The organism is Pyrinomonas sp. (genome assembly GCF_040289685.1).
Lineage (GTDB): Bacteria > Acidobacteriota > Blastocatellia > Pyrinomonadales > Pyrinomonadaceae > Pyrinomonas.
Genome location: NZ_PSLQ01000043.1, coordinates 16,922 through 29,834 on the forward strand (window position 1 = coordinate 16,922; position 12,913 = coordinate 29,834).

At 58.9% G+C, this 12,913-nt stretch carries 9 protein-coding genes and 2 tRNA genes; 8 read left to right on the forward strand and 3 right to left on the reverse strand.

The features are described from left to right. The first annotated feature begins 19 nt into the window (after positions 1–19). The 5 genes from C4334_RS10030 (at position 20) to C4334_RS10050 (ending at position 8,502) form a co-directional block, all read left to right on the forward strand. Positions 20–94: transfer RNA gene (locus tag C4334_RS10030), tRNA-Glu, on the forward strand. A gap of 114 nt (positions 95–208) precedes the next feature. Next, the gene (locus tag C4334_RS10035) at positions 209–1,945 is read left to right on the forward strand and encodes a tetratricopeptide repeat protein (RefSeq protein WP_352431954.1); all 1,737 of its coding nucleotides are present in this window, start codon (positions 209–211) and stop codon (positions 1,943–1,945) included. A gap of 1,304 nt (positions 1,946–3,249) precedes the next feature. Further along, positions 3,250–4,797 carry an apolipoprotein N-acyltransferase gene (lnt, locus tag C4334_RS10040; RefSeq protein ID WP_352431955.1) on the forward strand — a complete coding sequence of 516 codons (1,548 nt, stop codon included), beginning with the start codon at positions 3,250–3,252 and terminating at the stop codon, positions 4,795–4,797. Between the two features lie 64 nt (positions 4,798–4,861). Then, a protein-coding gene (prfB, locus tag C4334_RS10045) for a peptide chain release factor 2 (protein WP_352431956.1) occupies positions 4,862–5,975 on the forward strand; the annotation gives its coding sequence in 2 pieces (ribosomal slippage) (positions 4,862–4,933 and positions 4,935–5,975; 1,113 coding nt in all). A 13-nt stretch (positions 5,976–5,988) separates the two neighbouring features. Then, positions 5,989–8,502 carry a DNA translocase FtsK gene (locus tag C4334_RS10050; RefSeq protein ID WP_352431957.1) on the forward strand — a complete coding sequence of 838 codons (2,514 nt, stop codon included), beginning with the start codon at positions 5,989–5,991 and terminating at the stop codon, positions 8,500–8,502. A gap of 402 nt (positions 8,503–8,904) precedes the next feature. On the opposite strand, the gene C4334_RS10055 is transcribed toward C4334_RS10050, so the two are convergent. Next, complete coding sequence (locus C4334_RS10055) at positions 8,905–9,381, reverse strand: hypothetical protein (RefSeq protein ID WP_352431962.1); 477 nt, start codon at positions 9,379–9,381, stop codon at positions 8,905–8,907. Between C4334_RS10055 and C4334_RS10060 the strand changes: the two genes are divergently transcribed. The 3 genes from C4334_RS10060 (at position 9,292) to pdxH (ending at position 12,015) form a co-directional block, all read left to right on the forward strand. After that, the gene (locus C4334_RS10060) at positions 9,292–9,495 is read left to right on the forward strand and encodes a ComEA family DNA-binding protein (RefSeq protein WP_352431961.1); all 204 of its coding nucleotides are present in this window, start codon (positions 9,292–9,294) and stop codon (positions 9,493–9,495) included. The genes C4334_RS10055 and C4334_RS10060 overlap by 90 nt on opposite strands. A gap of 317 nt (positions 9,496–9,812) precedes the next feature. Then, positions 9,813–11,159, forward strand: coding sequence for a glycerate kinase type-2 family protein (locus C4334_RS10065; RefSeq protein WP_352431958.1), 1,347 nt, complete (start codon positions 9,813–9,815; stop codon positions 11,157–11,159). Between the two features lie 208 nt (positions 11,160–11,367). Beyond that, entirely contained in the window at positions 11,368–12,015 is a 648-nt protein-coding gene (gene pdxH, locus C4334_RS10070; RefSeq protein ID WP_352431959.1) for a pyridoxamine 5'-phosphate oxidase, read from the forward strand. A 251-nt stretch (positions 12,016–12,266) separates the two neighbouring features. On the opposite strand, the gene C4334_RS10075 is transcribed toward pdxH, so the two are convergent. Together C4334_RS10075 and C4334_RS10080 are read right to left on the reverse strand one after the other, a co-directional pair. After that, a tRNA-Gly gene (locus C4334_RS10075) sits at positions 12,267–12,341 on the reverse strand. A gap of 74 nt (positions 12,342–12,415) precedes the next feature. Then, positions 12,416–12,796, reverse strand: coding sequence for a response regulator transcription factor (locus C4334_RS10080; protein ID WP_352431960.1), 381 nt, complete (start codon positions 12,794–12,796; stop codon positions 12,416–12,418). Positions 12,797–12,913 lie beyond the last annotated feature (117 nt).

Here is a 12,913-nt window from a genome sequence, read left to right on the forward strand (position 1 = left end):
GTCATCGTTTCGTCGTCGCGTCCCCGTCGTCTAGAGGTTAGGACACCGCTCTTTCAAGGCGGTAACACGGGTTCGATTCCCGTCGGGGACGCCAAACCTTTTTGGCGCGCCATATCCCGCCTATGAAGAGCAAGCGACCAACACAGCTGCTCGGATAAGACATCTCAACCGAGGGCAAAATCGCAACATGCGGTGGAAGAGGATTGAAATGGCTCGAAGAAGGCTCAGTGCCTTTTGCGCACTGCTTTTAATCTCAGCGTGCAGCGTCGCCGCAATCGCACAATCGAACAACGATGTGGTCTTCGTTCTCCCTTTCGAGAACACTTCGAATTTGAAGGAGTACAACTGGGTTGGCGAGAGCTTCGCTGACGCGCTCTCTGAACTGCTGAGCGTGCCTGGGTTGACGGTCATCTCGAGCGACGAACGCGAACTCATCTATCAACGCCTGCGCCTTCCGCTGACGGTCATCCCATCGCGCGCGACGACCATTAAGCTCGGGCGCGAAGCGCGCGCAACGCTCGTCATCTATGGGACGTATCGCGTCGTTCCAGCACAGGGCGAGAACGCCCCGGCGGAACTCCACGGGACGGCGCGTGTCATTCGCGTCAACGAAGGGCGATTGGCGGGCGAACAGCTTTCAGATGGACGCTGGGCCAGTCAGCAGTTCGATTTCGGCGGCCCGATCAAGAACCTGCAAGCGATTCAAGGCAGACTCGCCTACCAAATTCTCTATCAACGCGACAAAGCGCTTTCGTTTTCGCTCAATCAGTTCATCGACCGAGCGACCAAAGTCCCTCCGCGCGCTTTTGAGAGTTACGTCAAGGGCGTTCTGACTGCGGACGCCGAGAAGAAGAAAGCCTATTTACAGAACGCGCTGCGCGAATACGCGCGCGCCAATGCCGGCGCGATCTACAGCCAAGCGGCTTTTGAATTGGGCCAGCTCTATTATCAGCAACGCGACTGGCGACGAGCTGCCGAATATTTCTCGCGCTTGCAACGTAAAGACAGGCACTACACGGAAGCAGCCTTCTACGCTGCGCTCGCCTATTGGCGAACCAACGATCTGGCGCGCGCCATCGCCACGCTCTTGCCGCTGACCACTGAGACGCGCTTGAAGAGCGTATACAACAACGCAGGGGCGCTCTCGATTCAAGCCGCGCGCGGCGAAACCAGAGCGGAAGAACGCGACCGCTTGCTCAAGCAAGGTCTCGCGCTGTTGCAACGGGCGGCGGAATCGGCACCGGAAGATCCGGTGGTCCGCTTCAACTACGCCTATGGCCTCTTTCTGTCCGGCAAGTATGCCGAAGCTACTGAACAACTGCGCCCTGTGATCACGGCCAATCCGCAAGATGGCGAAGCCTTTTTCCTCTTCGCCAAAGCTTTGGAACGCATCGGCAAAACCGATGCCGCCTCCTCTGCCGACAACGAAGCGCGCCGCTTCCTGCCCGCCTACGCTCGTTGGCAGACCGAGTGGCAGAAGTCGCAAGCGACAAGTCAAGTGCCGCTCCGCCTTTACCAAGATTTCAATCGCTTCGATTACTACGACGCGATGCGCGATCGTCTGGCTCAGGCGGATGTTGCGAGCGCTGATGTGCGCAACCTTTTGGCTAAAGCGCGTGAACTCTACGCGGCTGGGCGTGACGATGAGGCTTTGGCTGAACTGCGCCGCGTGTTCATGATCGAACCGATGAACGCCGAGGCGTACCTTTTACGCGGGCGCATTCACCAACGGCGCGGCGATCTCGATGCCGCCGTAAGCGATCTGCGCACAGCGATCTTCTGGGATGGACGCTTGATCGATGCGCACATACTCTTGGGACGGATCTTCCTCGAACGCGGAGACCGCGCGCAGGCGATGGCCTACGCCAAAAACGCCATTCAGATCGACCCGAACAACCAAGAAGCGATTGCGCTTCAAAGACAAGTTGAAACCGGCATCAGGTAGTACGTTTTGAAATCTTCCCTCCTGATCGTTTTGGTCGCGAGCGCAAGCATTAGGTTTCGAAATCTTCCCTCCTCCGCGCGGCAGCCCTGAAAGCCGTGGGCTGCCGCGCGCGTCTTCAAGCCGAAAGGAAGGACGCGAGCCGCCCCGTATTTTCAAGCCGATCTCGACGCGCAGCGCACGCGCATCTTGCGCCCGCACGCGCACCGCGCAGGTCAGCTTAAACTCTCGAGCCTCTTTGACCGCCAACCGCCTTGCGCTCCTAACGCCCCGCGATCCCCTGCTGAGGCACTGACGCCTTTGCCAGCAGCGTCCGCGCTTTCAGACCGTTCGTCGGCCCGAGATCCAAGAGCGATGCACAAGCTGCCGAGTAGCTCATTGAAGCAGCGAACGGCGCTTCGCCGCTTTGAGAGAGCGACGCACAAGCAGCCATGATTGATCAAGCTCCTTCGCCGCCCATGCACCGCGCAGAAGGATAGGCGCAAGAAGACGCAGGTCCCTTCGTCGTTTCCAACTCTTTTGAGAAATGTCAAATGGAGCATAGGGGCGCGATCAAGAAGCCACGGATCTTTTCGTCGCTATTGCCGGGCCGGACGTTCAGCGAAGGGCCAGAAGCTTTGGCACACGATATGCTAACGGGTAGATCGGCAAGCACGAAAGCGTTTGATGAGTCTTTCGTGACCCCGCCGCCATCACCCCTCTGAGCGTAGCCTGCCGCTGCGCCAGTAACCTGCCGTGCGTCCCTTCCGTCGCGCCTTCCAGTTCGGAACCCGGTCGTTGAGACCGGGTTCTCCCGCATTTTTTTCGTTAGCCAATATCTTTCGCTAGCTAAAAAGGGTGATTTTAAGGTCTTTTTGCGCGATCTTGCATGGAGAAGCGGCGTTCGCCCGGTCCGAGCGATGTGCCAACGAGGGGCAGACGAGAGTCGAGCTTGAGTGACGACTCGATGGCATGGTGACAATTTTTGTTCGTGATCTGCTGACACTTTCTGTTCAATTTGGCATACCATATTGACCAATTCGTTCAAACTGCGACACGCCACCGCAAGAAGGCAGAAAAATTTCACCAATCGCTCCCCTGTTGCATGAAGGGGGCATAGCGCACCCTTTTTCCAAAGGTCGCAACCAAGCATCGCGTGCCTTTCGCTAGGCTCCAGCTTCATGCGAAAATCCAAACGTCTCATGATGCCGGGCAGCGGTTCCAACCATCAAACGAAATCAGTGGGTGCACGCGAGAACGTTCTGAGCCGACCCTCGAGCCAGCGCAAAATCGCTTGGGCGCCTACGGCAGCGGAGCATCAGACCTTGATGTCTCGCCGCAAACGGCCCTTGAGCGCGTGGGCAAGCGCGTTGCTGTCAGCGCTGATTTTGATCTTTGCCTTTCCCAACTTCGACCTATGGCCGCTCGCATGGGTAGCGCTCGTGCCAACGCTCGTCGCGACGCTGCGCGGCGAGACCCCTCGGCGCGCCTTTCTGCTCTGGTGGTCGTTCGGGACGGTCTTCTTTTACGGCTCTTGCTGGTGGCTAACGCACGCGATGACGCATTATGGCGGCATTCCAGCGTGGATCGCTTTCCCTTTGCTCGTTCCTGGAGCGCTGGTTCTCGGTCTATTTCCGGCGGCAGCCGGAGCGTCGCTTGCGTGGTCATGTCGAAGACACGGGACCAAGGGTCTGATCTTCTTCCCGTTCGCTTGGACGGCGCTCGAAATGGTGCGGCTCTACGTAACGGGACAGCTTTGGAACGCCATCGGTTACTCGCAAAGCTACGTTCCGACGTTGATCCAACCGGCGCGTTGGGGCGGAGTCTACGCCGTTGGATTCATGATCGTTGCCTGCAATGCGAGCCTTGCAGCGCTCATCGCCCGTCCGAGGCGCGCCACGCTCATCGCCAGCGCGTCAGCTTTGGCGCTCATCGCCGTGGTGATCCTTGCGAGCAGACCACCGAAGGAGAATCGCGTCGAAGAAGTGGCAGCGCAGTTGATCGCTGTGCAGCCCAACGTGCCGGTCGATTTTCGACGCACGCTGGATGAGACGCAGATGCTGGTCCAACGCCACGTTCAACTCAGTCTCCAAGGGTTGCAACAGACCGATGGTGAGGACGATTCGCTGCGCGTGGTCGTCTGGCCCGAATCGCCGATGAACTTTCGCTACGCGCGCGACGCGAGTTTTCGTCAGTTTCTCGCCGAATTCGCGCGAACCCAGCACGTCGCTGTGCTCTTCAACGCGATGGAACCTGCTCCGGCGGGCGGCATCTACAATTCGGCGCTGCTCGTTGATGAGCGCGGCGAGCCGGTCGCACAGTACGACAAGATACGTCTGCTGCCTTTCGGCGAGTACGTGCCTCTGCCTAGATGGTTGCCGGGCGCCTCATTTGTCAGCGCTGTGGTGGGCGATTTTACGCCGGGCGCGCGTTACACGTTGATGCCTATCGGGCGCGCACGCGCTGGCGTCTTCATCTGTTTCGAATCCGCCTTCCCCTCGATCGCGCGTGCCTTCGCCAGTCAGGGCGCGGATGTGCTCATCAACATCTCCAACGATGGTTACTTGGGGGCCACGCCGGTGTTGCGTCAACACTTGGCAAACGCTATCATGCGCGCCGTCGAAACGGGACGCCCTGTTTTGCGCGTGACCAATTCGGGCATCAGCGCGCGCATTTCGGCGCGTGGCGAAGTGATCGAGCAGACGCCGAGCTTTCAAGCCACGGTGCGCGTCTGGCCCGTGGAAAAAGTGGTGACCGCGCCGACCTTTTACGCCGCGCACGGCGACCTTTTCGCCGTCACTTGTTTGCTCGTTGGCCTCGCGCCGCTGCTGTCAGAGCGCGCGCGAAGATTGTTCCAGCGGGCGGGCAAGGATTAAAATCCCTGGTTCGAAGAACGAAAAGGTCGCGTTTTGCGACGGCACACAGAGGGGAACTGGAGAAATGAAAGAGGTTTTGGATTTGCAAGAACTTCAGGTGAAGTACGACGATCTTCACGACCGCATCGCGCAACTCGGGAGGTTTCTTTGAGACGGATGCCAAGCGCGAAGAGCTGGCGCGCATCGAAGCGCGCGCCGCTTCGCCCGATTTCTGGTCCGACCAGGAAGCAGCGCAGAGGCTTCTGCAGCAGCGCAGCCGCTTGGAACGAATCATCTCGCGGCAAGCGGAGTTCGAGCGCGCCATCGAAGATGCGCACGTGCTATTAGAATTCGCCCAAGAGGACGAAGCGAGCTTGCGCGAAGCGTCGGCGCTGCTTGACCGGCTTGAACGAGACGTCAGCCAAGTTGAAACCGAAACGCTTCTGTCCGGCGAGCACGATGTGCGCAACGCTATCTGCACGATCCATCCGGGCGCGGGCGGCGTGGATGCTCAAGACTGGGCTGAAATGATGCTGCGCATGTACTTGCGCTGGGCCGAACGGCGCGGCTTCAAAACCGAGATCCTCGATTACCAACCAGGCGAAGAGGCTGGTTTAAAGAGCGTCACCTTTCGCGTTGAAGGTCCCTATGCCTACGGACTGCTTTCCGCGGAGGCGGGCGTGCACCGGTTGGTGAGGATCTCGCCCTTCGATCAGGCCGCACGTCGTCATACGTCGTTCGCTTCGCTCTTCGTCTATCCGGAAATAGACGAAGAGATCGAGGTCGAAATCAACGAGAAAGATCTGCGGATCGACACTTTTCGTTCTACGGGTGCGGGCGGACAGCACGTCAACAAAACTGACTCCGCCGTGCGCATCACCCACCTGCCGACCGGCATCGTCGTGCAGTGCCAAAACCAGCGTTCGCAACATCAGAACCGGGCCGTCGCCATGCAGATCTTGCGCGCGCGCTTGTACGAACTGGAGATGGAGAAGCGCCGCGCTGAGATGGCCGAACTCGAAGCGAACAAAGCCGATATTTCGTTCGGTTCACAGATCAGAAGCTACGTGCTGGCCCCCTATCGTCTCGTGAAGGATACGCGCACCGGATACGAACGAGGCGACGTGAATGCCGTGCTCGATGGCGAACTGGACGATTTCATCAAGGCATATCTGCTTTCGCGTCGCGCGTCGAGCTGACGAGAGAAAGCCCATGGTCGCACCGAGGACGAGCGCGCAGAACCAAGCTTGGCGCCGCACGCGCCGCAACGAGATCATCGCCCTTGCGCTCTTTGTCACGGGCGTGCTGCTGCTGCTTTGTCTCGCCTCGTTCGATCCAAACGATCCTTCGTGGAACACGGCCGCCAACCGCCCCTCACGCAATCTCGTCGGGGCGATCGGAGCAAACGTCGGCGCTGCGCTTTTGCAGATCCTCGGACTGACGGCCTATCTCCTCCCGCTGCTGCTCTTCATCGTCGGCTGGCGACGCTTCCGCACGCAACGTTGGCAAGCGCCGCTAGCGCGCGTGTGTGGACTCGCGCTGCTGGTTCTCTCGATCTCCGCGCTCTTGGCGCTCGCCGGTTTTGCGCCTATCTTCGACCGTAGCGTTGAACCGGGCGGTTTGATCGGGCGCGTGATCGCACAGTTCCTCGTAAGCGGGCTAAACACCGTCGGCACTGCTGTTCTGCTCATCGCCTCGGTCGCTGTCGCGCTGTTGCTGGCGACAAACTTCTCGTTTGCGCTCCTTTACGAACGCATCGCGCGCTGGATGCGGGTGCGCTTGGCACGGGTGACTTCCGTTGCCGATCGCATTCGAGAGTGGCGCGAACGGCGTGCTCAACGCGCGCTCGAACGCGCCGAAGCGCGCCGACGCGCCCGTGCCGAACTCGAAAAGAGAGGTCAGCAGACCGCCGCCGAGCGCGTCGCCGAGTTCATGCGTGCGACATCTCCCGGCGAGACGAAAGAGAGCGCGCCAGTCACGCCGCGTAAGGCCGCGCTCGACTCGTCCACTGAGACCCTCGACTTGGAGACGCAAACTCCACTCCCCGCTCCACCTTCAGCGACGAAGGGGACGCCCGACCCTCAACCGACCGCGCAAAACGCCAAACAACCTCGTCCCGTCGCAGAGCCTATGCGCGAGAGGGATGAAGAGCGGGCCGAAGCTGAAATCGAAGAGATGCTGCGCACAGCCGAGGTAGTCCGCACAGAGCATCGAGATGAACCAGTACGAGCTAGAATGGTCGCGCGCGCGACCGCAGACGATTACCGTTTCCCGGAGATCGATTACTTGAATTCGCCGCCACCGCGCCACGAACAGAAGGACGAAGAGCTGTTGGAGATCGCGCATCGTCTGGCGGAGAAGTGTCGTGAGTTCAACGTCACAGGTCAGATCAAACATATCTGCCCGGGACCAGTGGTTACGACATACGAATTCAAGCCGGATCCGGGCGTCAAATACTCGCGCGTAACGAGCTTGGTCGACGACCTCTGCTTGGCTCTGCGGGCCGAATCGATCCGCATTGACCGTCTGCCGGGCAAACCGCACGTCGGCATCGAGGTTCCCAACCCCCAGCGCGAGACGATCTTTTTGCGCGAAGTGATCGAATCGCGGCAATTTCGCGAATCGCCGTCAAAGCTGACGATCGCGCTCGGCAAAACGATCGACGGCATGAACTACGTCGCCGATCTGACCAAGATGCCCCATCTGTTGATCGCTGGGGCGACCGGCACAGGCAAATCCGTCTGTTTAAATTCGATTGTCGTTTCGATTCTCTATAAGGCGCGCCCCGACGAAGTGAAGTTCATCATGATCGACCCGAAGCGCCTCGAACTCGGACTTTATGCCGACATCCCGCACCTTGCTACGCCAATCATCACCGACCCCAAACGCGCCGCTAACGCCTTGAAATGGGCCGTCTCGCAGATGGAGCAGAGGTACAAAGATCTCGCGCGGTGGGGCGTGCGCAACATCGATGGGTACAACGCGGAAGTCGAACGGCGCAACGACGTGCTCGACTTCGATGAGAACGGTGAACCCCACAAACCGCTCCCTTACATCGTCATCATCATCGACGAACTGGCTGATCTAATGATGGTCTCGGGACACGAGGTCGAAGAAGCGATCACGCGGTTGGCGCAAATGGCCCGCGCCGTCGGCATCCATCTGGTAATCGCCACACAACGACCGTCCGTTGACGTCATCACGGGACTGATCAAAGCGAACTTCCCATCGCGCATTTCATTCCGCGTTTCGTCCAAAGTCGATTCGCGTACCATCCTTGATGCAAACGGGGCGGAACAGCTTTTGGGGCGCGGCGATATGCTCTTTTTGCCGCCAGGAACATCGCGGCTGGTGCGCGTGCACGGGGCATATGTTGACGAAACGGAAATCAACAAAATCGTCGCCCACGTCAAAGCGCAGGCGACGCCAACCTACGATGAGACGATCACGCAGTCCGAAGAGGAAGCCGAAGGCGAAGACGGCTTGGCCGGATTTCAGGATGAGCTTTTCGAGGATGCGTTGCGCATCTGCGTCGAGATGAAACGCGCTTCGACCTCGGTGCTCCAACGCCGATTGCGCATCGGTTACGGACGCGCCGCAGCCATCCTCGATGCGATGGAGAGACAGGGTTACATCGGCCCAGCCGATGGCGCACGCCCGCGTCCCGTTTTGAGCCGCGCTTATGAGACAGTGGCGCATTGGGATAGCCTCAAACAAGAAGAGTGAGCGTTCCGTAGCGCACGCTTCGCGCACGTAATTCAGTAGCGCATTAGGACAACCTCAAACAATGAAGAGTGAGCGGGGAGGAAATTCATGAGAAAACGCCCCGATAGACAGCAAGGCGTCGCCCAAAAGAGTGGGCGCGAGATGCAATCCAAAAGATGCTAAGCGAAGTAACCTATGCCACTAAATCGGCGCGCACGAGTGCGCGAGTGGACATCCGAAAGATGCCGAGATTGGTTGAAGAGAGCTTGTGATTTTCAACTTGCGTCCATCAGCGTTCACGCCGATCTCTTTTCGAATGATCAGGGGGATGTCCCCGACCTCGGCGGCGAAGATAACCGCGCTTGGATTTATAAAAGTTTTACATCTTCTACGAAGGCCTTCATATACTGCCGAGGAGGCCGTTCAGATTTCCACAGAGGCTGTGGAAAAGTCTGTGGAAAAGTGGCTTTTGAAGATTACAAGTTCATGAAAAATTTGGACTTTTAGCATTTTGCACACCAACTGGGCAAACCGGGCATCTCCTTTGAACTCAACGGTTTGACCGGATTCAATGGCGCTCAACGACGAATGATCCGGCGTTTCACTATCGTTCTCCTCGGCCCCTTCGCGTTTGCACTCGCGGCGTGCATCGCTCCGCCGCGAATGACGCCTAAAGAACACGTTTCGCAACCCGACCCGCGCAAGAACAACGCGTCCATAGAACAGAAAAAGAGCGACGCCGTGTTGCGGTCCGCATCGGGTCAGCAGGCTTCTGCCGCGCTTGACGAGGCGGGCGCGGCGCGCATAGACATAAACACGGCAACCGAGCGCGAACTCGAAAAGCTTCCGGGCGTTGGCCCTGCCCTTGCTGCGCGCATCATTGAGCATCGCAGGCAGCACGGCCTGTTTCGCCGCCCAGAAGATCTAATCATCGTCCGAGGCATCAGCGAACGACGCTTTCGCCAGCTAAGGCATCTGATCGCGGTGAGTCAGCAAAAGGACTCGCATCCTTGAACGGCCGCGCTATCCGCTTGTCAAGCGCTCTGATCGAGGACGAGTGCGTCAGCGAAAAGTCTCGCATCTCGTGATACTCCCAGCCCCCGAAGAGAGCGCGCCTTTTAAGCAATTTCCACGGTTGCGTCGTTCCTTCCGATCCCCGTCAAGCCAAAGAGAGCGATCGATTGGCGATGAAGCAACAATGAGGATTCACGCGCGCCGAGATTGCCCGCAGCGACATCGTCTCATCAAGAGCTTGTCCGTTTTTTCTGCGCCAAGCCATCCACGCGCCTTTGTGCAGAGCGCGAACTGGACTCAGGCCGTCTTGCAAAACTGTGTCTCCGAGCTTTACCTTTCCCGTCGTGAGAGCAGAGACCTCGGATCTACGCCGCGCCGCTTTCGACATTCTTTCTCACACGCTGCGCGCAGTGGATGCCCGCCGAGCCGTGCATCAAGCGCTCGATCTGCGCGACGACTCTCTCTGGGTATTCGACCGATCTTTTGACATCGGCGCGCGCCCCGCCTACGCTATCGCACTAGGCAAAGCAGCCGGCCCAATGGCAGCGGCGCTGGATGATCTTTTGGGCGAAAGGTTGCGGCGCGGAGTCGCTTCAGTCTATGGTGGCGCGCCGCCGCTAACGACGCGCTGGCAGGTCTTTTTCGGCGGCCATCCGTTGCCGAACGAAGAGAGCCTCGCTGCGGGCCGATGTGCCCTGTCGCTCCTACGCCAAGCGGATCGCGAACGCGCGTTGGTCATCTTTCTCGTCTCCGGCGGCGGCTCGGCGATGATGGAATGGCCGCGATCCGCTGCCGTCTCGCTTGCCGCGTTGCGTGCGGTCAATGAGACGCTGGTCTCTTGCGGTGCCACCATCGCCGAGATCAGCGCCGTGCGACGCGCCATTTCGGCCATCAAAGGCGGAGGGTTGAGCGCCGCCGCGCCGCAAGCCGAACAAGTGACGCTGATCATCTCGGACACCAATTCCGGCGAAGAGTTCAACGTCGCTTCGGGTCCGACTTTGTCGCCACCCAACGACGCACCCGATGCGCGAAGCGTGATCGCTAAATACGCCCTGACGAAGAAGCTCCCGCATTCTATTCTGAATTCCATCGAGAATTTTCGGCCTCGGCTACAGCCGCACCCGCTTCACCACAGCTTCGTGCTGCTGGATAATTCAGACGCCCTACGCGCCGCCGAAGAACGCGCTCGAGAGCTGGGATTCGTCACGACGGTGGCGGCGGACATCGTTGAACAGGAGATCTCACAAGGCTGTGCCGAGCTCGTCCGGCGCTTGCTCGATGCCACGACGCGCCCCTTCTGTTTGCTTTCCGGCGGCGAGTTCTCCTGCGTCGTGCGTGGTGAGGGCAAGGGCGGTAGAAACACGGAAACAGCTCTGCGTTGCGCGTTGGAACTTACGACGCACGGTCTCGCTTCACCCGCCGCCGATGTGCCGCAAGCGCTGGTCCTTTCAGCGGGCACCGATGGCATCGATGGCAACAGTCCGGCTGCTGGCGCCATCGCTGATGATACGACTCTGGCGCGCGCGCGCGAAGCTGGCCTTGATGCCGCTCAGTTTCTCGCGCGCAGCGATTCATACACATTCTTTCGCCTGCTCGGCGACGCCATCGTTACCGGCCCGACTGGAACCAACGTCCGCGACGTTCGCATGCTGCTGAAGGAGTGATGCGGTTGCGAACGCGGGTTAACACTACCTGAACGGCAAACCGACGTTTCGTTGCGCGGTTCTATGCGGCCAGATGGATACGGTCTCGCCAAGTTCCTCGTGACAAACACGCAAGGAAAATTCCACGAGTACGCGCTTGACCTGCCAAAACGTTTGGACGAAGCTTCAATCACCATATAACCCGACTCTTTCGAGGTGACTGCGCGAGATGTCCGTGAAAGAGATACTGTTCAGCATCAGGCGCGATTACAGCGGCAAGCCTTTGGATGAACGGAGCGTGCTCCGTGATCCGCTCAAACAATTGGAGGCATGGTTGAAGGAAGCGGTCGAAAGCGAGGCGCTCGAACCGAACGCCATGATCCTCGCGACCTCGTCGCCGGAAGGCGCACCTTCTGCTCGTGCCGTTCTAGTGCGCGGCTTGGATGAACGTGGGTTGGTCTTCTACACGAATTATCGTAGCCGAAAAGCGCAAGAGATCTTCGCTAACCCTCGTGCGAGCGGTCTTTTCTTCTGGCCGGAACTCAATCGCCAAGTGAGGATCGAGGGCGCGGTCGAGCGCGTCTCGGCGGAGGAATCGGACGCTTACTTTCGTTCGCGCCCGCGCGACAGCCAGATCGCCGCTTGGGCTTCTGAACAGAGCGCTCCGGTCGAATCGCGACAAGCCTTGGAAGAGGCTTTCGCCAAGATGAAAGCCTCGTTCGGCAGCGGCGATGTCCCGCGCCCGCCTTTTTGGGGAGGATTCAGACTCGTCCCTGCTAGGTTTGAGTTCTGGCAAGGGCGCGAAAACCGGCTTCACGACAGGATCCTGTACCTGAAAGAAGGCGACAGTTGGATCATCAAGAGGCTCGCCCCCTGATGAATGGCCGAGCACTAAGAGAGCTTCCGTGCCCTATCACCGCCAAACGAGTCAGAGTTGACTGACCAAGCAACGGTTTTCATCCGCTTGATTTTTAAGCTGGCCCTTCGGCTTGGGAAAACACGCCGAAATGCTTTCCCCTCGCTTTAGAAGCTACTTGATTTTCAAGGGCAATTGTCAAACTCGCGTCTCTGTAGATCGAGGGCGCAAGAGGGGTCTCTTGCATCTTGGGATGATCGCCAAAAGCAATATGGAGCGGGTGACGGGACTCGAACCCGCAGCCCACAGCTTGGGAAGCTGTTGCGCTACCATTGCGCCACACCCGCTCACGCTTTGTCAACAAGCATAATGAAGCTTGCGAGAATCTGTCAATCCCTGATCCCACACCCGAAAGCACGGCTTATTCGCCGATGACCATGCGCGCGACGTGTCCCAAGCGAGGCGTGTCCTCGGGTTTGCGCAAGCAGCCTTGGGCGCCAGCACGCATGGCCTCTTCGTGATCGAGCAGGTCAGCAAATGCCGTGTAAAAGAAGATCGGCGTGTGTTGATCGAACGCGCGTATCTCGCGACATAATTCCAGCCCATCCTTGTCCGGCAAGCCGATGTCGAGCAAGATGAGCGCGAACTCCTTGCGGTGCGCGAGCGCTAAACCTTCTTCGGCCGTTTGCGCCGTGACGACTTGAAAGCCTTCGCGCCCAAGACTGAAACTGACCAGATCGCGCGTATCGGCCGTATCATCCACGAACAGGATCGCCCTTTTATCGGCAGTCTCTTTTTTCATGACTCAATGGGACCGATCAGAAAAATTGCGCGCCCGTCTCATGCGACGAACGCGCGATATTGTACATCAAATGCCGCAGATTTGAACCTGGCATTTTTCGAGAGCCTGCTCACCTAA